This window comes from Marinicella marina, assembly GCF_030065545.1.
Classification (GTDB): Bacteria; Pseudomonadota; Gammaproteobacteria; order Xanthomonadales; family Marinicellaceae; genus Marinicella; species Marinicella marina.
This window is the reverse complement of sequence record NZ_JASJNC010000002.1, coordinates 130,099-152,721: the sequence shown is the minus strand read 5'-3', so window position 1 is coordinate 152,721 and position 22,623 is coordinate 130,099. Positions and strand designations below refer to the sequence as shown.

Here is a 22,623-nt window from a genome sequence, read left to right as displayed (position 1 = left end):
ACCTTCAAAGAATCCCTAATATACCCAACCAAGGTGGCAGTATGAAAGCCACCAAAAAGGCCGATAAGGCCATCGCCAATCCTGAAAATGCACCCATGGTATGATCAATTTGCCAAGCCCTGGCTGTGCCAACACCGTGTGCTGAAACACCCATGGCTATGCCTTTGACCCGCTGATCGACAATGCCCAGTGCTTTGAAAATCATCGCCCCAAACATCGCCCCGACCACTCCAGTGATGATAACAAAACCTGCGGTCAGAGCAGTCAAGCCACCCAACTGTTCTGTCACGGCTATGGCCACTGGTGTGGTCACCGATTTGGGTGCCAATGATAACTGAGTTAATTCACTGGCTCCCAGCAACTGCGCCAGATAAATGACGGAGGTGGCACCGACCAGAACGCCTGAACTGACACTGACCAGCACCGGCAACCACAATTTTCTGATGGTGTTTAAATGTTGATACAAGGGCCAAGCCAGAGCAACCGTGGCAGGCCCCAGAAAGAAATGCAGTATTTGGCCACCTGACCAATAAACCTCATAGTCTATTTTTACCACTGAAAGCAGGATGATAATCAGCACAATCGACCACAATACCGGATGCAGCCAAGGCGCTGCCTGTTGGCGCAAATAAAGTTGTTGAATCAACCAATAAATCAGCCAAGTCACCAGCAAACCAAACAATGGATTACTTGGAAACCAGTCAGATAAAAACTCAAGCCACTCAGTTTCCATCAGATTCCTCTGTGCCATCAACCGGTATCATGGCTTGCATCAAATAGGCAGTGAACACCAGCGAAACAAAAGTGCTCAGCACCATACTGACCAACATCGCCAACCATTCATCAGCCACCAAGTCATACAACAACATGATGCCAACACCTGCAGGCACAAACAACAAACCCAAATGCCGCAGCAAAAACTTCGATGATTGAACCAAGGCCGCTGGTGGCTTTGGTAACAACACCAAACTGATAAACAACAACATCATACCCACCACTGATCCAGGAATGGGCCAGTCCAATGATTGCATCAACCATTTTCCCACTTGGTCATAAGTGATCAACACCATCACGCCAATTATCAGTTTCACAAACTGCCCTCCGCTAATGAATCGGTTGCTTTAACTACCATCAGTTGCCATTGGTCTAAATCGCCTCAATTTTACTATCTTATACAAACCTGATTGGGCAAACAGCAATAATTTCATTGCTGATAAAATAGAGCAACAGAAAACCAATTCACAACAACCAGTCTCGCCATTCAAAATCACCTCACCATGACAAGCCCTGCTCTGTTAGAATTTAACAAAAAACCAAGTGGATAAGTGATGAAATTATTTTTAATACTGTTAGCAATTAGCTTGAACCTACAAGCAGAAACCACATTGATTAAAGCCAAGGGTTACATTGATGTGCAGCAAGGTCAGTTGATTCAGCCTGCAAACATCGTCATTGATGGCGAAACGATCACTGCTGTCAACCCTCAAAATTTACCTGCTGAGGCCAAAGTCATTGATCTGGGAGAACAGATTATTTTACCTGGCTTGATGGACATGCATGCCCATTTAGATTTGGATTTCAATGGTGGCTTTGATGACATCTTGACCAAAGAATCCGCCAGCAAAGGGGCATTAAGGGGCGCTAAGAATGCCGAAAAAACTTTATTGGCTGGTTTCACTACGGTCAGAAACATTGGTCAAGTGCATATCACCACTGACATGATTGATGTGGCCTTAGCACAAGCCTCCGATGCTGGCTGGATTGTTGCACCCAGGATCATCCCAGCCGGACACATGATCAGTATCCAGGGCGGACATGGCGATTTAACGCTGGGGTTGGCTGCCGACTTGATCGAGCAAACACCTAAAAATGGTATCATCAATGGTGCTGATGAAGCCATTGCCGCGGTTCGTTACCAAATCAAAAATGGCGCCAAAGTGATTAAAATGCACGCCACCGCGGGGGTGCTTTCAATGGAAGATTCAGTCGGTGCGCAACAACTCAGTGACGCTGAAATGCAAGCCATTGTGGAAGAAACCCACCGGCATGGCATGCGCGTGGCGGCCCATGCGCACGGCACCGAAGGCATCAAAGCAGCAATTCGTGCTGGGGTTCACTCAATTGAGCACGGCTCCTTATTGGATGATGAAGGCATCAAAATGATGAAGAAAAACAAAGTCTACTTGGTGCCCACCACCGGTTGTGATGACTTTATTGACACCAGTACATTACACCCAAAATTGGCTGAGAAAGCTGAATACGTATTGCCCTTGGCACAAGCCAATTTGAAAAAAGCCATCAAAGCAGGTGTGCCGATTGCTTTGGGTACGGATTCACCTTTGATTCCACACGGACAAAACGCTTATGAGTTATCTGCCATGATGGAACATGGTATGGATGCGGCAGATGCACTGCGCACAGCCACCATCAATGCCGCTGACTTGTTAGGGAAAGCTGACCGTGGACAAATCAAAGCGGGCTTGCTTGCAGACCTCATTGCGGTCGATGAAAACCCATTGGAAAACATCAAAACCACTGAAAATGTTCAGTTTGTGATGAAAGGTGGCAAAATCTACAAGAACTAAAACTTTATATTCAAACTCAACGCTTGATTTCAGTGAACTTAGAACCTTCAAGCGTTAGGTTAAACATCAGTCCTTTGTTGCTGAAGACAAAACCGACCACAGGATCCTTGATATCTAAAGTGTTGATGTCTTCTCCCACGCCCCATTTAATCACTGCTACAGAGCCATCCACGCCGGCTTTCCAGCCTTTTTTATTGCGAAAATTATCCAATGCTTCTTGGCTCATGAAAACCACCACCACAGATTTTGATTGCGCCCCGGCCTGAAAGCCAATGGAAGCAGCAGCAGTTGAATAGTAAGCGAGGTTTTGTCCACCTACACGCAACACCCCTTCGCCATATTCACCACCAATACCCAGACCTGCCTTGAGCACTTGTGGAAAAACCAAGTAAGCGGCGGCGCCATTAAGGAACTGTTGTCCACCGACCACTTCCTCAGTGAACCTTTGCATGGTGGCATCTGCCAAGATATTTATTTCTTGCTTGGACTTTGCCGTGGCGCCAAAAACCACCAACAAACCAAGCAGTGATATAGTTTTTCTCATAGGTAACTGCTGAAGATTAAAAAAAAACACATGCTAACATAACTTGAGTTTTACTTTTGTTAAGAGAGTTCATCAACTCACTGGGCCTCAGTTGTTCACCCTGATTTGTTCTTTTCGCTGACCAAACTCCAATAAATCCTGCTTCAATTCACGGTCCATTTCATAAATTGAATCAATGCGACAACTTTGCCTGAATTGACCCGGTACAACCACACTGTCAAATTTAGCCTGTAAGCGATTACTCATATCTTGTTTCAATACAATGTTGTTGGCAAACGGCAAATCAACACAAGGTGACATCAATTGGATCAGGTAGCTTTTTTGTTGGTTGCTGCGTAAAATCAAAAAACGATCACTCAAGGGCTGCCAGCCTTGGAACCTGAACTGACTGACATCGCGTTGGGGTTGCAAGTTATTTTGTGCTATGAACTCAGCATAATTGACACGAGCGTGCTTGTTTTGATTGCAGCCAACCAACCCCATTATTAGCATTAAAATAATCAACTGTTTCATTGTCTTCACCTTGATTGAATCTACTTCATTTTACCTGATTTAAATTGACCAAAACTGAACAAAACCTCAATTGTTCGGGAAACCATCACAGGCACAAAAAAAGGCGCTCCGAAGAGCGCCTCAACAGTTCCATTGTTTGTTGCAATTAATCCAAGAACTCAGTCCAGCCATTGGTCCAAGCACCTACTTGCGATTTGAAGGCACCCGCGTAATTGGTTTTATCAAAAAATGAACCAAACTTATCGCTGTCGATCGCCATCACACCTGGTGTGTTGGCTGTTGGGTAGATGCCATCCAATGCAGGATCAGCCACTTGGTTACCCATTTGTGCTTCAAAGAAAGCTTGTACTGAAAACGCGTCTTCAGCTTCTTCATCGAAATTCACATCACAGCTGATGATGGTGTTTTCCATGGTGGCTGTACCTGTTAGATTATCAGGTGAACCAGCTGCTGCAAAAGTCGCATCTGAATCAAGGTCTAAACAACGTTCAAAACCAGTTACGATCACGTTGGTCATGTTGAAACCCGTTCCACGTCGTAACACCATACCAGTGGTGGTTTTGTTGTCAGATGGCCCACCAATGAAAGTGGCGTTGGCAATGCTTGGCTGCGAACGAGGTGTGGCATCATTGTTGTCTTCGAAGTTATCCGCTTCAATACCACGCTCTTTGTCGGCTGCGGCATTTGGGTCTTGTTGCACCAACACATACTGTACATTACCGTCCCAACCGTGAGTCCAATCCAAAGAATCATCCCTGATACCCGTTAATACCAAATACTTGGCATTGACTGTACCACCAAAGAATTCGATGCCGTCATCTTCATTGGCATGCACTTGCACATACTCAACCGTTGTGCCTGAACCAACACCTTGGAAAGCGATACCGTTCAACTCGTCTTCATCGTTGATTCTGAATCCACCGAACTGCACACGAACGTATTTCAATACACCACTTGAGTCAGTTGGATCATCACCACCGAAGTTGCCAGAACCACCCTCACCCACGTCTTCACATTGAGCGAATGGCACTTCATCACCACAAATGTTGATAGGCGCTTGACCATTGATGACCAAACCACCCCAGTTACCAGCACCGGCTGACGGGTCTGATGCATTGAACGGACCTGTGAATACCACAGGCGCATTGGCTGTACCCTCTGCAAAGATTTTAGAACCACGTTGTACCGCTAGGAAGTCATTACCTGTAACGCCCAATACGCGAGTACCTGGCTCAACAGTTAAGTTGGCCGTTGCGCCACCGTCTTCACCAACAAATACACCACCCTGCAATACCCAGTTGGTGTCGTTAGTCAATGTCACATCACCTGTTAAAGTACCTGAGATGGCACAAGTTTTAGGTTGAGCAGTGGTTGTAGCAAAAGCTGGACAACCGGTGAATTCAGTTTGGTAAGGACAAACCGAAGCGTCTCTGACAAAACCACCAATTTCATCAGCCGGTTGCAAGTCGAATGAAGCTTCAGTCTCAGATATAAACGCACTGCTGATGTTGCTGATGTCCATCGACAAAGAACGGCACGATTTGAAGTCCAGTTCAGCTGAACCAAAGGCATTAACTGCACGATCACTGGCACCCACAAAAGCACCATCAGTCACTTCAATCAAGTCGATTGACAAGTTAGATTCACCGTCCAAAACAACGCTGTTACCCGTTACCCAAGTTGGGCTGCCATCATCACCGTAAACGAATCCAGTAACAAATATTACACCTCTTTCTGGACCGGTTTTAATGTAGTCAAACTGCCAACCTGTGCCATTATCACCAGCTGGACCGTTGTACCACTGACCTTCAAAGTTCTCATCAACAGTGATTGCTGCTGCCGAACCCGCTACCAATACACCGCCCAATAATGCGGCTTTTAAAATACCCAATTTCATCAAAACACCTCGTGTAGGAATTACAAAAAACCGAAATGTTACGGTTCAGATGTTTCAATTAAGTGACCAGTTTATGAAGTTTCTGTGACAACAGCGACATCACTCCTTATTAAATAGCTAATAAGAAAATTTAACCGTAAAGGTAACCATACTGTCACATTAGGTTCTTAAAATTTGCCGCATCTTAAATGTCAATCAGATTAATCATGTCGCAAAAAGTTAAATTCAACCGTTCCATGCATTGGGTGAAATGGTCACTCATCTTGGGCTGTTCATCCTCGTATTTGCCGGTCATGGCACAACAAGACACCGATGAAATCGTTAACAACTTAATCCAGTTACGTGGCCAGGTTGAAGATTTGCAAGCAGAGATGCAAATTTTAAAAGCTGAACACACCCAATCAATGAGCTACCTTAATATCAGAAAAACTGAGTTAGAGGCCAACATTGACCGCAAACAACTGCAAATCAAACAGACACAAGCAGAAGTGGTTAACTTACAAGAAAACATCAAATCTTTGGGTCTCGATTCTGAACAAATGATTCCTGAAGTGCTGCAAATGGCAGCACAAATAAAAACAGTCATCGACAGCGGCATCCCCTTCAAATATAAAGAACGCAGCAGCGTGATTGAGGACATCATGCGTGATATAGAAGGCAGAAAGGTTTCAGCACAAGGTGCCATCAACCGCTTGTGGGCATTTTTAGAAGATGAGATGCGTTTGACCCGAGAGAATGCGATTTATTCACAAACCATCACCTTAGCAGGCGAACAAGTTTTGGTTGATGTGGCCAAGTTAGGTACCGTGTTGATGTACTTTAAAACCAGGGATGATCGTTATGGCCAAGCAGTGAACAACGGCGGTACATGGCAATACCAATTGCTGACTGACGAAAAAGCCACACAATCAGTGGCAACCTTATTCGACTCTTTGAAAAAACAAATCAGACAGGGCTATTTCAGTTTGCCACTGGACTTGAGTTCATCTCAATAATCACAGGAAGTACCATGAGAAATTATTTATACCTATTGCTGTTCATTATTTGCCCTGTAGTTAGCGCACAAGATAACAACCAAGCAGTTGAGCCTGCTGCTGAACCACTCGTGCCAGCAGCCGACCCAGCGCAAGCGCAACAAGATTTGAACTTGGCTTACAAGAAAGAATACGCATTCTTAACATCGCAAGTCAATAACATCAAAAAACGTTTGGCCGAGTACCAACAAAGCACCGCTGTTGAAAAACGTCAGATTGAAACTGAAATTTCAGCCCTTGAAAATCAATTGTTGAACGCAGAAGCGACTGCCGGTGAATTGGAAGATGAAATTTTTGCCATTCAAAGAAGCTCTGAATCTGCTCAAGACAACCAAGGACTGCTGGAATCAACCATCATACAGGCACAATCTACCATGAGCGAATTTGGCTTCGAAGGTTTCCCAGAGGCAGCTGAGCAAGCACCATCTGATTTGGACAAGGTCAAAGAGCTGGTAAATTTAGCCACTCAAACCCTCACTGAAAAATCCAATATCACCACCCAAGCGGGTGAATTTTTCTTGACCGACGGTACCGCGGTTAACGGCACCATCATGAAAGTAGGCAACATTGCCTCTTATGGTAACAGCGCCAAAGGTTCAGGCGTATTGGCACCAGCCGGTGAAAAACAATTCAAAGTTTGGCAGGACAGTGACCCGGCAGCCGTTGAAGGCTTATTCAATGGTAACTCCAGCGGCTTATTACCCATCTTTTTGTATGAATCTTCGATCAAAGCGATTGAGGAGAAACAACAAAAGAGCATCCTCAGCGTTATCAACTCTGGTGGCATCATTGCTTGGATCATTGCTGCTTTGGGTATGGTTGCTTTGTTGTTAATCATACTCAGATCGTTCTTTTTGAACCGCGCATCTGCCAGCACTGAAAAGCTGCTGACCAAAGTGGTCAACAAAATTGAACAGAAAGATGTTGATGCAGCGATCCAACTGGCCCACAAAGAATCCTCATCATCATCACGCGTATTGCTCTCAGCCTTGCGTAACATTGATCGCGATCGTGACCACATAGAGGACATTGTTTCTGAGTCCATCTTGCACGAGTCAAGCCAATTAAACCGCTTTGGTTCGATGATCATAGTGATTGCCACGGTGGCACCACTGTTGGGTCTGTTAGGCACAGTGACTGGCATGATTTCAACATTCGACATCATCACTGAATTTGGTACTGGCGACCCTAAATTACTCTCAAGTGGTATTTCAATCGCCCTGGTAACCACTGAAGTGGGTCTGGCAGTTGCTATCCCTGCGTTGTTGTTTGGCAACATGCTGTCAGGGTGGGCAGAACGCATCAAAGACGACATGGAAAAAGCCGCTTTGCGTGCCATCAACGTCTACAAAAAAGTTTTTTCTTAATTGGACGCGTGATTGAATCATGAGTGATGTCATTCAACAACTACTGGGTTACTTTCAATCAGGTGGTTATGTCATGCCACCATTGCTTGTTGCTACGGTTGTTTTGTGGTGGACACTGGGCTACCGCATGATGGCACTGCGACGAGGTTCTCTGCGCAGCCCTCGGGTGATGGTTGATCGTCAGATGCAAGGCATATTACCAACCAATCAAGGCGTGTTGACCCGAGTGCTGAAAAAAGGCATGAAGTTACGAGATCAAAACCTGCCTGATTTGCGTCGTTATTTAGATGATGCTTTTGCTGAAGAAGCCAATGAAATCAGAAAATACAAAGTGCTCATCACCACCATAGTTCTGGTGGCACCTTTGTTGGGCTTGCTTGGCACTGTATCAGGCATGATTGAAACGTTTGACTCGCTGGGAGACATGTCGTTGTTTTCTCAGTCGGGTGGTATCGCAGGCGGTATTTCTCAAGCACTGATAACTACTCAAATGGGCTTGGCCGTGTCAATTCCTGGTTTGATTGTCAATGGCATATTAGATAAAAAACAAAAAACATTAGAAATTGAAATGGCACAACTAAAAGATTATTTGTGTTGCCCAATCCCTGACATTCAACCCAAAACAGCTTGAGGTCATAGAGAGAAATTATATGAGATACAGAGAAAGTAAAGAAACGGTCCAAGACTTAAACATCTCACCATTGATTGACATGGTTTTTATCCTGTTAATCTTTTTTATGGTCAGTACCACTTTTGTCAAAGACATGAAACTAGACCTGGAACGTCCAGCCGCTTCATCTTCCAGTGCTGCCTCGACCAAAGCAGTGCGTTTGTACATCGACAATGCGGGTGAAGTTTATATGGATGGTGAGGGCATCCGTTCTTGGGTAATTCAATCCAGATTAAGAGATTTATTGAAAACCAAAACCCAGAAATCGGTTTTGGTGGTCACCGATGAAAATGTGCCCTCTGGCAAATTAGTTGAAGTGGTTGACCAAGCCCGTCTGGCCGGTGCGTCAGATGTGGGTGTAGCAACGATAAAAGAAGTAGGAGCAGGCTGATGAAAAAAGCAGAAAAAATGAAACGCAACTTAGCGGCTTTGGGTTCCATGATGTTTGGAACTGTTTTGGTTTTAGGAACGTTGATATTAATCAATGACTCAGAAAACCTGATGACCAAAGCGGACAGTATTGATGGCACCAACATCAAAATTCAAAAACAAAAACCAAAGCCGAAACAAGAAATCAGAAAACCAAAACCGAAGCCAAAACCAAAACGTGCCCGTCAAGCCCCACCGACGCCGCTGCTTGGGTTAAACAGTTCTTTAGGTGGCTTAGATTTGGGCTTGCCTGACTTCTCTATGGACGGTTTGAACGGCTTGGATGGCGACATTCTGGGTAACGGCAGTGGTGTGATCATGACTGATGACACCGTTGATCAATCACCCAAAGCCGTGTGGCAAGCACCCATGGTTTATCCGCCTCGTGCACGCGCCAAAGGCATTGAGGGTTATGTGGTTTTCTCATTACTGATTGGTATCACAGGTGAGATTGAGCAAGTTAAAATTGTTGAGTCTTATCCCAGTGGTATATTTGATGAAGTGGCCATGCAAGGTATCAACAGCTGGAAGTTTGAACCAGCTCAATACCAGGGCCAGTCTGTCAAATCATGGGCCAAACAACGCATCCGCTTCGACTTAAGTTAATCTGTTGTGATTGAGTGATATGAAATTTCTGTTGATACTGACACTGCTTTTATTGGCACTGCAACCTGCGATTGCTGATGATGACAATGCAGATGAGGTGAACTATTTGGAACTGGCATCACTGATGCTTAAAGACAACAACCTCGAGCGTGCTGCCATTGCGCTGTCATCAGTTGATCTAGACGCTGAGGACACTGATGTCAAACGGTACCATGTTTTAAATGGTCTGCTGCAAGTCAGAAAAGGTGAAAATCAAGCTGCCATTGACGCCTTTGTCGCTGCCAAGACATTGGGTGAAGTTGATTCAGTTATCAACGTTTACTTGGCACAATCGGCATTTGCTACCGAACAGTATCAAATGGCCATCGATGCCTTGAACAGTGCAGGTGATGCTGTGGCCACAATTCCTTCGGTTTATCACATGCGAGGCCAGTCTCATTGGTTACTCAAACAATATGACATGGCGATTGCAGTGATGGACCAAGCCAGTTTGATTTTTCCACAAGATGCGGCTTTCCCGCGGCGAAAAATATTTTACCTGATTGAGTTGGGGCTAAATTCAACAGCCGCTGAACTTGGTCTAGAATACCTGGAAAAATACCAAGCTGATGCCGATGATTATGTCGGTATCGGTAATGCCTTAAGGGCCTCTGGTAATTTGATTTTAGCGCTGCGTTTTTTAGAACGAGCCAAATTGAAATTCCCCAACCACCCTGATGTGGCCAAAGCACTGGCTGCCACTTACATCAGCAACCAATCTTTTCATGCAGCTGCTGGTTTGGTGCACCAACTGGCGCTGACTGATAAAGCCCTACTGAGCGAAGCAGCTGAACTGTACCGTCGATCCGGACAACGTCATTTGGCCTTGACTGTTAATTCATTGGTAGATGATCAGCGACAAAAATTAAAACAACGTTTGGGGCTGTTAATTGAACTGGGTAATTTTGAACAAGCCGCCAACATGGAGCAAGACATCTTGCGTAACCGCATCGATGACGATGAAAACATCCAATATGCCCTGGCATATGCCTTATTCAAGGTTGGAGACTACGACAAAGCAGAATCATACCTGTCTCGTATCACTGATGCTCAACTGTTTCAAAGAGCAGTCGAGGTGAGAAAAATAATGGCTGATTGTGCAGCCGAAGTCTGGCGCTGCCAGTAAGCACCAACATTCTAGAATTGAGTAAAACCTGTATGTATACAACCATTCAAAAAGTGGCTTTTTCCTGTTTAATGCTGCTCAGCATCAGCGCGGTCGGTGCTCAAAATGCGCAAATCAACATATTCATGTTTCTCAAGGGCAGTCCATTGAGTGACATTGAAATAACTGTCGATCAAGAAGTAATTGCTGTGACGGACGCCGCTGGTTTGGCACAAATTGATTTACCCGCTGGACCCACCACCCTTAACTTCCAATCAAGTGGTGATTTGATCTACCAGCATCAATTCAATTTGCAAGCCGGCGAGTTGATGCAATTGTTGATTGATTTCAAGGTTAAAGGTGACGAAAACCCAATGGTTGACGTAGAAAGTTCGGTTGACCAAAAAACTTTAACTGAAAGTGTTGCCAAGGTGGCAGAAGATGCCATCACTGTACCGGTCAACGGCACCGTCACTGATGCCGAAAACCAAAGACCTGTGAAAGGCGCAAAAGTCTATATCTCTGGTCTATCAGCGTATTTAACCACCAATGAAAAAGGCCAATTCAGTACTGAATTAAGCGCTGGTAATTACAACATCAGCGTGTTACACGCGCAGTTCAACAGTCAAATTAAAAATGATTTAAATCTCACCGATCCAGCAGGCAATGAAATCAATATCGAACTCACCCCAGCCGGTGCCGAGCTGCCTGAGTTTGTGGTGGTTGAACCTTTCATTGAGGGCTCTTTGGCCTCGGTGCTCGAGGAACGCCGTGCCAACAACTCGGTGGCGAACTACCTGAGTATGGAACAAATGAGTAAGTCGGGTGACTCGGATGCTGCTGGCGCCTTGAAACGGGTGACAGGCTTGACTTTGGTTGATGGTCGATTCATCTTTATTCGCGGCTTAGGAGAACGTTATTCAAGCACCCTTTTGAACGGTGCCAACTTACCCAGTCCCGATCCCACACGTCGCGTGGTTCCACTGGATTTATTCCCTACCAGCATCATTGAGAGCATCGAAGTGCAGAAAGGTTATGCTTCGCACTTACCTGCTGAATTTGGAGGTGGGACGGTGGTGCTTCGCACCATCAATGTACCAGAAGAAAACTTTCTGAACATCGGCCTTTCTTATGGCCACAACTCGCAAACCACTGGCAAAAAAGGCCTGAAATACCAGGGCGGTGATGATGATTGGACCGGTATGGATGATGGCACCCGGGCGCTGCCACGCGTGTTGGCTGATGCCATAGCAGGTGATACTGAACTGCGACCTAACAACCCTTTTTTCGATGGTGGGTTCAGCCCCGAGGAACTTGAAATTTTTGGTGAGTCATTGAATTCAAATTACGATTTGAGGTTTGCCAACATAGATCCAGGTGTCGGCTTTGATGCCGCTGGCGGCATGCGTTTTGATCTGGAGTCAGGCACAGCCTTGGGCTTCTCTGCTGCTTTAGAGTATGGCAGTGATTTTGAGTCACGCTCAGAATTGCGTCGCAGTTACAACGTCTCTACCGGCACTGAATTGGGCTTGGAGAGTGAAGAAAATTCAACCACCACCAATCGCGACATCAATGCCAGTGGGTTTTTAACCACTGGCATCGAGTTCAATGACCAACACGAAATAGCTGCCAACTACATGTTGTTGCGCAGCACCCAAAACTTCACTGAAATTGCTGAGGGGTTCAATGAAGATTTAGGAAACTCGAGAAGAATCTATGAATTGCGTTGGACTGAGAGAGACCTGACATCGACTCAGTTCTTTGGGGAGCACAGTTATCCTGTCTTAGGAGATCTCAAACTGAACTGGCAATTCACCGATTCTGAGGCTACCTTTGAAGAGCCAGACAATCGGGTATACCGCTATGATCAACGTGATGAGGGTGATTTTGTGTTTTCATCCAGAAATGACTCCAACTCGAGGGTTTTCCGTGAGTTGGCTGATCAAAGTCGCAACGTCCGTTATGACCTCGATTTTCCACTGACTTTCGGTAACAACCACGACCTGTTGTTTCAGTTTGGACAGAACTGGGTGAAAAAGGAACGTAACTCCGACATCCGTCGTTTTGTTTTTGAAGATTCAGGCCCACTGGCAGATGAAGCCGATCGATCTGATTCACTCAGTGAAATCCTCAACCCCAACTTCATTGGCCCCAATGGCTACCAGTTAATTGAAGTCACGCGTGCCACCGATAACTACTTCGCCAACCTCGATATCAAAGGAACCTATTACGGCATTGATTATGCTTACAAAGAAGATTTGCGTTTTACCTTGGGTGCCAGGCGTGAAGTGTTTAATCAATCAGTCACCACATTCAGATTATTTGATCCCGATCAAAGTCCGGTCACTGCGAGTTTGTTGAACGATGAATGGTTTCCAGCCTTTTCATCCACATGGATCATGAATGAGTCACATCAATTCCGTTTCAACTATTCTGAGACGGCCACACGACCTGACTTCAAAGAATTGTCTTCAGCCCAGTTTAAGGACCCCGTACTGAATCGCAATGTGATTGGTAACCCTGACCTGGTCGCAGGTAGGATCACCCATTATGACTTACGCTGGGACAAATACTTTTCTCCCGGTGAGTTTGTTTCATTGAGTTTATTTTATAAAGAGTTTGAGCAACCGATTGAGGTCACCATTTTACCGGGATCATCCAACATCATCAGCTTTCAGAATGCTTTGGCCGCAGAAAATGCTGGTGTTGAGTTAGAGGTTTACAAAGAATTTTCTTTCATCAGCGAACGCTTTGCCAATTTCTACGTCAGTGCCAACTATGCTTACATTGATTCAGAAATTCAGCTGGACACCGATGGGCCCTCTGGCCAAACCAATAACGTCAGACCCCTACAAGGACAATCACCTTATGTCGCCAACATCCAATTTGGTTACGACAACAAAGACAACGGCATCAACGCATCATTACTGTTTAACCAGTTTGGTGAGCGGATTTCGGAAGCTGGCACCAGTGGCAGCCCTGATATCTATGAACAACCGTTCCAACAAGTCGACTTTGTATACACCCATGCCTTTGCTGGTCGTTGGAAACTGAGTTTCAAAGCCAAAAACTTATTGGATGATGAAGTGCTGTTCCTACAAGGGGACGAAATCACTCGCACATTCACCAAAGGCCGTGACTTCAGTTTGGGCCTGTCTTTTGACATCTATTGATGGCTTTTTCAATCAACTGTTGTAATTTGCAGTTAAAGTCAATAACATAAGAACCATGAACCGCGAAGTAAGCACAATCCGAACAACGATTACAAGACTAAAAAACGTCATGTGCTGACTCGTTGAAAAAACAGCAAAAGCCCGTGACATGGAAACATTTCACGGGCTTTTTTTTAAGTAAAATTTAAATAAATATAATGATAAAAGTTATGAAATTCGGGGGCTCATCACTGGCCTCAGCAGAAAAATTTAACCATGTCGTCGCCTTGATTGAACAGCAACAACAACCCGTTGCTGCAGTGTTTTCTGCACCCCAAGGCATCACCAATGATCTGGTGACTTTGATTGAACTGATCAACCAACAACAAAACCTGACTTCGCAATTGGATTTAATCAGTCAAAAATTATTGACCATCAGTGCCGATTGTGTGGCTTTGCGAGCGGATTTTGACAGCAGTAAAAGTCAGCAACAAACAGCGGGCTTGTTAGATCAACTGAGGCATTTGGCCCAAGGTTGTGAGTTGATTGGTTTTTGCCCTGAAATCACTGCCGCGCAAATCCTCTCCAGCGGTGAAAAGTTCAGTACATTATTGATGGCCACCTTACTGAGAACGAAAAGCCCTGTGACGGTCCTAGACCCACGTTTATTCATCCACACCGACAGTGATGTCAATGACACAGTGGCCGACTTACCGCGCTGCCAACAGGAGTTCAACAAGCATTACCAAGCCATCACTGATATCTCTGTAATGCCGGGGTTTTACGGCGTGAACCACAGCGGTGACTTGGTGACTTTAGGGCGCAATGGTTCAGATTATTCAGCCGCTATATTGGCTGTTTGTGTGGACGCTGAATCCTGTGAAATATGGACCGATGTGGATGGCATATACAGCGTCGATCCACATTTGGTGCCGGAAACTCAACTGATTGAACAAATGTCCTATCAGGAGGCCATGGAGCTTTCCTATTTTGGCGCTAAAATCTTACACCCCAAAACCATCACCCCACTGGCAAATCAACAAATCAAGTGCGTGATAAAGAACACCCACAACCCCGATCACCATGGCACCACCATCACCACCGAAACGGCCAAGCACAAAGCGGTCAAAGCCATATCCAACCTGTCTGATGTGGTGATGATCAATGTATCAGGCCCTGGTATGAAAGGCATGGTCGGAATGGCCGCTCGGGTCTTTGCCACCATGAGCGAGGCACAAATTTCGGTGATATTAATCAGCCAGTCCTCATCCGAGTACAGCATCAGTTTTTGTGTGCCCGGTGATGAAGCAACTAAAGCCGTGAGGCGCTTGGAAAAAACTTTCAAACTGGAATTAAAAAATGGTTTATTAGAACCGATTCAGCGCCGTAACAATTTAGCCATCATCACCCTGATTGGTGACCAAATGCACCAACAAAAAGGCACAGCCAGTCGTTTTTTCAGTGCCCTCTCACATGCCCGCGTTAACATCATTGCCATCGCCCAAGATTCTTCAGAAAGAAGTATCTCTGCGGTGGTTCGTGCCAAACGTGTGGATGATGCGGTGGTGATTTGTCACCAACAGCTGTTCCTAAAAAAACCACGGATTGATGCCTTCTTGATTGGCTGTGGCACAGTGGGCCGTGAACTGATTGCCCAAATCAAAAAACAACAAGAGTGGTTACAACAAAAGAACATTGAATTGAACTTGATTGGTATTGCCAACAGCCGACAATGCTTACTCGAAGCCGATGGTGTGGATTTAGAACATTGGCAAGAGCAATTGACCGACAGCGAAACCAGTTTCTCCTTATCCAAGCTGGCAGATTTTGTGCGCACCGCACACATCACCAACCCAGTCATCATTGACTGTACCAGTAACCAAGGCATAGCGATGGACTATTTGAGTTACCTGGAGCACAACTTTCATGTAGTCACGGCCAACAAAAAAGCCAACACCGACACCTTGTCCTATTACCACCAATTGCATCAAATGGCCGCCAAAAGACAGCGCAGGTTTTTGTATGAGACCAATGTTGGCGCTGGTCTGCCAGTGATTGATAACCTGCAAAGTTTGTTGCGAGCCGGTGATGAATTGATTCAATTTGAGGGCATCTTATCCGGTTCTTTGTCCTATATATTTGGTGAGATTCACCAAGGTCTGAGCCTGTCTGAGGCGACCAAAAAGGCCCGTGATTTAGGTTACACCGAACCCAACCCAGCAGAGGACCTGAATGGCATGGATGTGGCGCGAAAAGTGCTGGTTATAGCTCGCGAGGCTGGCATGGCATTGGAGCTCAACGATGTTGACCTGCAAGCCGTGGTACCACCAGCACTGGCAGAGATCACCGATGGCGATGCGTTCATGCAACAATTACCGGCCTATGATCAAGAATTTCAACAAAAAATCGACCAGGCTGAAAACCAACAACAAAAATTACGCTATGTAGCGATCATTAAAAATGGCAAATGCGCAGTGAAGATACAGGCCGTAGATAAGACCCATCCTTTGTATGACATCGAAGCCGGAGAAAATGCCCTGGCCATCAACACCCAATACTATCAACCCAAGCCTTTCATTATTCGCGGTTATGGTGCCGGAGCTGAAGTCACTGCCGCCGGCCTGTTTGGCGACATGCTGCGTACTTTGGCGTGGGAACAGGAGTACTGAAATGAGCCTAATTGATCAAACAACCAGTGTTTTTGCCCCTGTTTCAATCGGTAACATCAGTGTTGGCTTTGATTCATTGGGGTTGGCTTTGCGCCCCATTGACAATCAACTTTTAGGCGATTTGGTCAGTGTCGAAACTGCACTCATCAATGATTTTGAGTTGACTGGCTCTTTTGCGAATCGCTTACCACAAGACCGAGAAACTAACATTGTTTGGACGGTATTGGCGGCTTTTAACCAAGCCATGGATACCCGAGGCTTCCCCACCCAACAGGTTAAACTGACATTACATAAAAACATTCCTGTCTGCAGCGGACTGGGTTCCAGCGCATGTTCTGTGGTGGCTGCATTTGTGGCTTTGAATGAATATCATCAACGACCCTTTGATGACCATGAATTGTTATTGATGATGGGTCAAGCTGAAGCTCAAATCAGTGGTTCACTGCACTACGACAACGTCGCGCCCTGCTACTTGGGTGGTATGCAGTTGATGCTCAACGCACAACAACAAGTAACGACGCCATTACCGGTTTTTAAAGACGTCTACTGGGTATTGGCCTACCCCGATGTCATCGTCAGCACCCAAGCTGCTAGGGCACTGTTACCGGCTCAATACGACCGTTCAACATTGATTCGCTTTGGACAAAATTTGGCTGGCTTTGTGGCTGCTTGTTACCAACAAGACCAAGCATTGGCCTTTGCCCTTTTAAAAGATGAGATTGCCGAACCTTATCGGGCTGAGCTGTTACCAAATTACGATGACACCAAGAAACAATTATTGACCATGAACAGCATGGCTGTGGGCATCTCAGGCTCAGGTCCAACCCTGTTCTCTGTCTGTGATGATTTGGCCACCGCGCAAGCACAAGCAGATTGGTTAAAAACCAACTACCTGCAAACCGATCAGGGATTTGTAGCAATTTGTCAACCAGACCTCGAAGGCACCCGAAAAATAGGATAACCAAATGCAATTAAATAACCTCAAAGACCCCAACCAAATGGTCGATTATGCCACTGCAGTTAAAACCGGATTAGGCAACAACCAAGGCTTATTTTTCCCACCCAAGGTGCCGCAATTGCCGAATGTGAATGAATTGCTGGCAATGTCTACCACCGCAAGGAATTTCCACATCCTGCAGCCATTAGTCAAAGCCAACATCTCGGATGATGCCTTGAGGTCAATCATTGCTAATGTGTTCACTTTCCAATCACCATTGAAAAAAATCAATGAACAAGTGGCTTGCTTGGAGTTGTTTCATGGTCCAACGCTGGCATTCAAAGATTTTGGTGCTCGTTTTATGGCCAACTGCCTGCAGCATTTCTCAAAACAACAACAATCATCTGAGAAAATAACCATACTCACCGCCACCTCCGGAGATACTGGTGCGGCCGTGGCCCATGCCTTTCATGGACTGGATAACATCGAAGTGGTTATTTTGTTTCCTCAAGGCAAAATCAGTGAACTGCAACAAAAGATGTTCACCACTTTATCAGGCAACATCAGAACCGTGGCAGTAGCTGGTGATTTTGATGACTGCCAAAAATTAGTCAAACAAAGTTTCGATGATGTTGATTTGGTTCGGGCTGTCGGACTGAATTCGGCCAACTCAATCAATGTCAGTCGATTATTCGCTCAGATTTGTTATTACTTCGATGCCGTTGCCCAATTACCAGTTGCCCAACGTGATCAATGCGTGGTGGCTGTTCCAAGTGGCAATTTTGGTAATTTATGTGCTGGCATCATGGCCCAAACAATGGGCCTACCGATCAAACGTTTCATCGCTTCCACCAACCTCAATGACACCGTGCCTAGGTATTTAAAAGACGGCATTTGGTCGCCCAACGACACCGTCGAAACCTTGTCTAATGCGATGGATGTGAGCAAACCAAATAATTGGCCACGCATTGAATACATGATTGAGTCAGGACAGTTTGCACGCCAAGACCTCAGTGGTTTGGCAGTCGACGAGATGCAAACTGAAAACACCTTGAAAACATTGTACCAAATGGGTTACATCAGTGAACCACATGCAGCGGTGGCTTATCAAGGCTTGCAAGACAGTTTGGCCGAGGATGAGTTGGGGATATTTTTGGGCACCGCGCATCCTGCAAAATTCAAATCATCTGTTGAAGCCATTTTAAACATAGAATTACCATTACCAGATGCTATTGCGGAATGTGCAGAAAAAACTGATTTATCAACCAACATGTCGGCAGATTATGTTTCTTTGAGAAATTATATTTTAGGTTGATTGTAGGTCATAAGGCAGTTACCAAGAACGCTGATTTTAAAACTTACAGTATGTGTTTTTTGAGCGAATTAAATTCAAAGTTTGTTGTGATTTGAAAACAACCTTTTTTAGTCCTTTTTTTTGCTGCGGTTAGCAATAGATCGGCACTTTTCTTTTAATTCTGGACTCATTCTTAATTGCTTCTTGTCGTAACATTCATCAGGGCCTCTGATGGCCGGTTTAGCAAATTTTTGAGTATATTTATATTTTGGTGACTCCCATGCTTGTGATATGAGTACCACCCACTGGGTTTCATTGGTGGGGTCATCATCCTGATAATAGCCAACCCCTAACTCAGTTTGTATTACAAAAAACTCGCCTTTACCTAAAATATGATTATGGTGTTTATCACTATTTACCAAATGGTTTAAGACACTATCTGAATTGGCGGCAGATTTTGCAACTGCTTCAACTTGATTACCAGATATGGGGTAATAGTCAGGGAATCTAAAACCACCCTTGGCCACTATTTGATTGGCGGTAATTTCAGGATCAGCTGTATTTTTTGACAATGCTTCAGCCCGCTTCTGGGCAATTTTTGATAATTGCGAATTACAATTCAGAACCTCACGCTTCTGGCTGGGATGTGTTTTGATGAGCTCAGCCAACTGTGTGGCTGCTTTGTTGTTGCCACAAACTTGGGGTGTTGTTGGCTGATCATTGGCGCAGGCGATAAAGGCCATTGTTACAACAACAAAAAACACCGCAAATCTAGGTAAAATGGAAGCGCCTGATTGAGTCATTCATGCATTATACAGTATGTTTCGTAATTATGTGAATTTGCCTACAGCACATGCTGCATTGCTGTGATTTACTCGGTGTTATCTGAATCTTCAATGACACTGAGGGCTTTGTCATTCGGCAACACGGCAGCGCGAAAATGTGCCAAGGCCTCATCAGGCTGTTCTTTTTCTTGGTATATCAAACCCAAAAGCTGATGCACTTCCTGACTGGGTGTGGTTTTGAGAACCTCCAATAACAAGCTTTCGGCTTTGTCCCAATTCTTTTTCTCAACATGCAACTTGGCGTTACACAACAAAACTGCAGCTTGGTTGGGATGCTGTACCAACCATTTTTCCGCAACTTTTAGGCGATGATTTAAGTTATAGGGCAAGGCCGACCAATAGGTTACCATTTGTTCGTCGAATTCATTCTTCATCGATTTCTCTATGAAACCAGTGACTTGTTGATAGGCCCCTAAGCGCAAGCCAGTCTCACAGTAACTGTGTCGGTAGCTTTGTTGTTGTTTCTTACTCAAAGCATGCCAAATGTCATCCAGTTCTGATTCTGATGAAGCTGCTGCAAAACGTTCCAAGGTGACTTTGGTTTTCAGTTCATTGCTTTGCTGGTGATTGATTATTGCCAGTTTTTCAGCCTTGGGAATGGTTGATTGTAACAACTTCCAGTCCTGTGTCTGTTGGCTGGCTTGGGTTTGTAAGTGCACCGCACGGGGGTTGTTTGGGTAGGTGTTAAGGATGGTAGCTAACAGTGGCAATGCTTTCTCAGCCTGGCCCGACTTAACCCAAATCTCACAGCGAGTCAAATCAACTGTTAAAGGGTTATCAATGACTTTTTCTGCTTCATCCAAATGTGCCTCAGCACGTTGTAAGTCGTTTTGTGCCACCGCTGCTCTGGCGGCAGCCATGAAGCTTAATTCAGGCGTTGGACTTTTTTGTGCCGATGCAACAAGTAACTTTTCTGCTGTTGACCACTTACCCTCGCTTAAGGCCAATAAACCGCGTGCAAACTTCTTCCTGCTGTGGTTCGCGGTGAGGTGATTGATGGCCTTTTTCGGTGCTTTGAGCAGCCCATAGATAAACCATATAGCAACAAAAACCAACAGCAACAAAATACCGGCAGCAATGGCAGTCATTTGAATTTGGTAGCCCAACAATTCAACTTGAATCAGCCCGGGGTTCTTGATCAACTGTGGCGTCAGCCAAGCAACCGCTAACAACAAGATAATTAATAGAATGACTTTTATGGTTTTCAGCATCAGCGTAACCCGTTCAGTTGTGCAATCAATGCTTGAGTATCAAATTCCTTTGGCACCTTTGGCAACAGTGACAGTTGTGCCAAAGTTTTGATTTCATTAGCTAATTGTGTTTGCTCAGGGAAGTTATCTGTGATCAACTCAGCAGCCTGCATGAGACTGTTCTGCCAACCACTTTGGTCCTGCAAACTGAGCATCAAATGAGCCAGGTAAAGCTGTCTTTTTATGCTCAGTTTTAGCTCAACCAACGCAGCAGATGATGTGATACTTGAATCATCTGAAATCTTTTTAACACTGACAAAACGGTCATACCAATTGCCTTCGGCTGCAGCTGTCTCAGTTTGTAATTGAATTTGATTCACAGCGCCATCAAGACCTTTCAGCGTTTGTTGCATGGCCTGAATATCAGGCTGTTCGGTCCTTGCCAATGCATCCACCAACTGCTTGAGTTTTATTTGCCAAGATGTGTCCAATTTGGTGGCCAGCAAAAAATTTTCCAATACAACAGTGGCTGTTTCAATGTCATGTAGTTCAACCAGTGTTTCTGCCTGATTCAAGGCTTTGACTGCCAGTGCCCTTTGTAATTGATCCTGATCAACAACCCCATCCTGACTCGTTGCCGGCTCATCCACTTGGCTGTTCAATTGGCTTTGTAATTGATTGATCAAAATCTCTTGATTTTGCAACTGCAGCGTCAATTGCCTCAGTGCCACTTCATTGGCGGAGTTATCGAACAACTTTTCTTCACTCAGCTGAGCACCACTCATTCCTGCGTCCTGTAATTGTTGAGTCAGGCGCTCAAGACTCGATACTTTTGTCGCCAGTTCCGTGCTTTGTTGGCGCAGATTTTCGTTGGTGTTTTGAACTGTTTGCAAGGCAGCGACAGCGCTGGCCTGTTCCGCTTCCAGCTGCTGTAATTGTGTTGCTATCAAGCGGTTTGATTCACCGGCCTCATTTTCAGCTGCTTGCCATTGGAGGTACAAGGCGTAACCGGCTGCAGCCAAGGCCACCAATGACAGCAATAAGCTGAATGTGCCACCTGATTTTTTGACCACCACGGTCTCTGTTTCAATCACAGCAGTGTCTTCTTGGTTTTCATACGAGTCAACTGCAGTGTCGTCGGTCGCTGAATTTTCCGCTGTTTCTTCAATTGGCTGTTCTTTGTCCATCTACTTACTCATATCGCATTGGTGTGTGATTAATTTTAACCCACACTTTTAAGATGTACAGTTAAAAACCGTTACAAATGAGTCAAGGCATTGAAAACAAGTACTCGATGACATGTTGAGATATCAACATAATTGTGGCTGGCCTGATCAAGCCGTGGGTAGTCATGTGAATTCCTGTAGGCTGCACCTTGGATCGGCATGGCTAATTAATCGTCAAAGCATCACCATTTGGTTGATTAAGAATGGTGCAAATAGGCGCTAAAAAGATTGAACGATTTAAATGGAACAGGTTTTTAGTTGTTTTTTTGCTGTATCAAATGCCCAACAGAGGCCAGGTTTTAGCATGCTGTCGATGCTGTTCATGACACCCGTTGAAACGGCTTGGTTCAGCTCTTATGTTTTGTGGGTGGCTCAATCACAGGCTTGACGTTTTTGGGCTTGATTTTATCTATTTCAAATTTCATGAACTCTTCAACTTCTATTTTGATGGAACCTAAATCAAGGTCTATGTTGTTTTTTGCTGCGTCTTTTTTATTGATGATGTGAGTGATCATTTGTAT

General features: G+C 45.1%; 20 protein-coding genes. 11 read left to right on the top strand and 9 right to left on the bottom strand.

The genetic code is table 11. The annotated features are described in order from the left end of the window. Nucleotides 1-4: 4 nt before the first annotated feature. Together QNI24_RS03375 and QNI24_RS03370 are read right to left on the bottom strand one after the other, a co-directional pair. On the bottom strand, nt 5-733 hold the full coding sequence (locus QNI24_RS03375) for an LrgB family protein (RefSeq protein WP_267174876.1): 729 nt from the start codon (nt 731-733) through the stop codon (nt 5-7). Further along, nucleotides 723-1,091, bottom strand: a complete 369-nt coding sequence (locus tag QNI24_RS03370) for a CidA/LrgA family protein (RefSeq protein ID WP_267174875.1) — start codon at nt 1,089-1,091, stop codon at nt 723-725. The genes QNI24_RS03375 and QNI24_RS03370 overlap by 11 nt, the downstream gene beginning before the upstream one ends. 237 nt (nt 1,092-1,328) lie before the next feature. Here QNI24_RS03370 and QNI24_RS03365 point away from each other — a divergent pair, with 237 nt between their 5' ends. Continuing rightward, entirely contained in the window at nt 1,329-2,585 is a 1,257-nt protein-coding gene (locus QNI24_RS03365; RefSeq protein ID WP_267174874.1) for a metal-dependent hydrolase family protein, read from the top strand. A gap of 16 nt (nt 2,586-2,601) precedes the next feature. Here QNI24_RS03365 and QNI24_RS03360 read toward each other — a convergent pair whose 3' ends face one another. From QNI24_RS03360 to QNI24_RS03350, 3 genes are all read right to left on the bottom strand, one after another. Continuing rightward, nucleotides 2,602-3,129, bottom strand: a complete 528-nt coding sequence (locus tag QNI24_RS03360) for a lipid-binding SYLF domain-containing protein (protein WP_267174873.1) — start codon at nt 3,127-3,129, stop codon at nt 2,602-2,604. Nucleotides 3,130-3,216: 87 nt separating this feature from the next. Beyond that, nucleotides 3,217-3,642: a DUF6491 family protein gene (locus QNI24_RS03355; RefSeq protein WP_267174872.1), complete on the bottom strand. Its 426-nt coding sequence runs from the start codon at nt 3,640-3,642 to the stop codon at nt 3,217-3,219. A 145-nt stretch (nt 3,643-3,787) separates the two neighbouring features. Next, nucleotides 3,788-5,539, bottom strand: a complete 1,752-nt coding sequence (locus tag QNI24_RS03350; protein ID WP_267174871.1) for a hypothetical protein — start codon at nt 5,537-5,539, stop codon at nt 3,788-3,790. 188 nt (nt 5,540-5,727) lie between these two features. Between QNI24_RS03350 and QNI24_RS03345 the strand changes: the two genes are divergently transcribed. From QNI24_RS03345 to thrC, 10 genes are all read left to right on the top strand, one after another. Further along, nucleotides 5,728-6,534 carry a DUF3450 family protein gene (locus QNI24_RS03345; protein WP_267174870.1) on the top strand — a complete coding sequence of 269 codons (807 nt, stop codon included), beginning with the start codon at nt 5,728-5,730 and terminating at the stop codon, nt 6,532-6,534. Nucleotides 6,535-6,548: 14 nt separating this feature from the next. Continuing rightward, entirely contained in the window at nt 6,549-7,940 is a 1,392-nt protein-coding gene (locus tag QNI24_RS03340) for a MotA/TolQ/ExbB proton channel family protein (protein WP_267174869.1), read from the top strand. 19 nt (nt 7,941-7,959) lie between these two features. Beyond that, nucleotides 7,960-8,571 carry a MotA/TolQ/ExbB proton channel family protein gene (locus QNI24_RS03335; RefSeq protein WP_267174868.1) on the top strand — a complete coding sequence of 204 codons (612 nt, stop codon included), beginning with the start codon at nt 7,960-7,962 and terminating at the stop codon, nt 8,569-8,571. 19 nt (nt 8,572-8,590) lie between these two features. Further along, nucleotides 8,591-9,001, top strand: coding sequence for an ExbD/TolR family protein (locus tag QNI24_RS03330; RefSeq protein ID WP_267174867.1), 411 nt, complete (start codon nt 8,591-8,593; stop codon nt 8,999-9,001). After that, on the top strand, nt 9,001-9,645 hold the full coding sequence (locus QNI24_RS03325; protein WP_267174866.1) for an energy transducer TonB: 645 nt from the start codon (nt 9,001-9,003) through the stop codon (nt 9,643-9,645). The genes QNI24_RS03330 and QNI24_RS03325 overlap by 1 nt, the downstream gene beginning before the upstream one ends. A gap of 19 nt (nt 9,646-9,664) precedes the next feature. Beyond that, the gene (locus QNI24_RS03320; RefSeq protein ID WP_267174865.1) at nt 9,665-10,810 is read left to right on the top strand and encodes a tetratricopeptide repeat protein; all 1,146 of its coding nucleotides are present in this window, start codon (nt 9,665-9,667) and stop codon (nt 10,808-10,810) included. Between the two features lie 32 nt (nt 10,811-10,842). Then, nucleotides 10,843-13,962 carry a TonB-dependent receptor gene (locus tag QNI24_RS03315; RefSeq protein WP_267174864.1) on the top strand — a complete coding sequence of 1,040 codons (3,120 nt, stop codon included), beginning with the start codon at nt 10,843-10,845 and terminating at the stop codon, nt 13,960-13,962. 209 nt (nt 13,963-14,171) lie between these two features. After that, nucleotides 14,172-16,610 carry a bifunctional aspartate kinase/homoserine dehydrogenase I gene (thrA, locus tag QNI24_RS03310; RefSeq protein WP_267174863.1) on the top strand — a complete coding sequence of 813 codons (2,439 nt, stop codon included), beginning with the start codon at nt 14,172-14,174 and terminating at the stop codon, nt 16,608-16,610. A 1-nt stretch (nt 16,611) separates the two neighbouring features. Beyond that, nucleotides 16,612-17,571 (top strand): homoserine kinase, encoded by a 960-nt coding sequence (gene thrB / locus QNI24_RS03305; RefSeq protein ID WP_267174862.1) that lies wholly within the window; start codon nt 16,612-16,614, stop codon nt 17,569-17,571. Between the two features lie 4 nt (nt 17,572-17,575). Continuing rightward, nucleotides 17,576-18,862 carry a threonine synthase gene (gene thrC / locus QNI24_RS03300; protein WP_267174861.1) on the top strand — a complete coding sequence of 429 codons (1,287 nt, stop codon included), beginning with the start codon at nt 17,576-17,578 and terminating at the stop codon, nt 18,860-18,862. Nucleotides 18,863-18,969: 107 nt separating this feature from the next. On the opposite strand, the gene QNI24_RS03295 is transcribed toward thrC, so the two are convergent. From QNI24_RS03295 to QNI24_RS03280, 4 genes are all read right to left on the bottom strand, one after another. Then, complete coding sequence (locus QNI24_RS03295; RefSeq protein WP_267174860.1) at nt 18,970-19,509, bottom strand: CAP domain-containing protein; 540 nt, start codon at nt 19,507-19,509, stop codon at nt 18,970-18,972. 203 nt (nt 19,510-19,712) lie between these two features. Next, nucleotides 19,713-20,897, bottom strand: coding sequence for a heme biosynthesis HemY N-terminal domain-containing protein (locus tag QNI24_RS03290; RefSeq protein WP_267174859.1), 1,185 nt, complete (start codon nt 20,895-20,897; stop codon nt 19,713-19,715). Next, nucleotides 20,897-22,063, bottom strand: coding sequence for a hypothetical protein (locus tag QNI24_RS03285; RefSeq protein ID WP_267174858.1), 1,167 nt, complete (start codon nt 22,061-22,063; stop codon nt 20,897-20,899). The genes QNI24_RS03290 and QNI24_RS03285 overlap by 1 nt, the downstream gene beginning before the upstream one ends. A gap of 386 nt (nt 22,064-22,449) precedes the next feature. Next, the gene (locus QNI24_RS03280) at nt 22,450-22,617 is read right to left on the bottom strand and encodes a hypothetical protein (RefSeq protein WP_267174857.1); all 168 of its coding nucleotides are present in this window, start codon (nt 22,615-22,617) and stop codon (nt 22,450-22,452) included. Nucleotides 22,618-22,623 lie beyond the last annotated feature (6 nt).

Bases quoted from the DNA above. Each gene is read 5' to 3' on its own strand.
- QNI24_RS03285 (WP_267174858.1), bottom strand. From the start codon at position 22,063: ATGGACAAAGAACAGCCAATTGAAGAAACAGCGGAAAATTCAGCGACC.
- thrA (WP_267174863.1), top strand. From the start codon at position 14,172: ATGAAATTCGGGGGCTCATCACTGGCCTCAGCAGAAAAATTTAACCAT.
- QNI24_RS03290 (WP_267174859.1), bottom strand. From the start codon at position 20,897: ATGCTGAAAACCATAAAAGTCATTCTATTAATTATCTTGTTGTTAGCG.
- QNI24_RS03330 (WP_267174867.1), top strand. From the start codon at position 8,591: ATGAGATACAGAGAAAGTAAAGAAACGGTCCAAGACTTAAACATCTCA.
- QNI24_RS03355 (WP_267174872.1), bottom strand. From the start codon at position 3,642: ATGAAACAGTTGATTATTTTAATGCTAATAATGGGGTTGGTTGGCTGC.
- QNI24_RS03360 (WP_267174873.1), bottom strand. From the start codon at position 3,129: ATGAGAAAAACTATATCACTGCTTGGTTTGTTGGTGGTTTTTGGCGCC.
- QNI24_RS03375 (WP_267174876.1), bottom strand. From the start codon at position 733: ATGGAAACTGAGTGGCTTGAGTTTTTATCTGACTGGTTTCCAAGTAAT.
- QNI24_RS03340 (WP_267174869.1), top strand. From the start codon at position 6,549: ATGAGAAATTATTTATACCTATTGCTGTTCATTATTTGCCCTGTAGTT.
- QNI24_RS03345 (WP_267174870.1), top strand. From the start codon at position 5,728: ATGTCAATCAGATTAATCATGTCGCAAAAAGTTAAATTCAACCGTTCC.
- QNI24_RS03280 (WP_267174857.1), bottom strand. From the start codon at position 22,617: ATGATCACTCACATCATCAATAAAAAAGACGCAGCAAAAAACAACATA.
- QNI24_RS03315 (WP_267174864.1), top strand. From the start codon at position 10,843: ATGTATACAACCATTCAAAAAGTGGCTTTTTCCTGTTTAATGCTGCTC.
- QNI24_RS03350 (WP_267174871.1), bottom strand. From the start codon at position 5,539: ATGAAATTGGGTATTTTAAAAGCCGCATTATTGGGCGGTGTATTGGTA.
- QNI24_RS03335 (WP_267174868.1), top strand. From the start codon at position 7,960: ATGAGTGATGTCATTCAACAACTACTGGGTTACTTTCAATCAGGTGGT.
- thrB (WP_267174862.1), top strand. From the start codon at position 16,612: ATGAGCCTAATTGATCAAACAACCAGTGTTTTTGCCCCTGTTTCAATC.
- QNI24_RS03325 (WP_267174866.1), top strand. From the start codon at position 9,001: ATGAAAAAAGCAGAAAAAATGAAACGCAACTTAGCGGCTTTGGGTTCC.
- thrC (WP_267174861.1), top strand. From the start codon at position 17,576: ATGCAATTAAATAACCTCAAAGACCCCAACCAAATGGTCGATTATGCC.
- QNI24_RS03365 (WP_267174874.1), top strand. From the start codon at position 1,329: ATGAAATTATTTTTAATACTGTTAGCAATTAGCTTGAACCTACAAGCA.
- QNI24_RS03320 (WP_267174865.1), top strand. From the start codon at position 9,665: ATGAAATTTCTGTTGATACTGACACTGCTTTTATTGGCACTGCAACCT.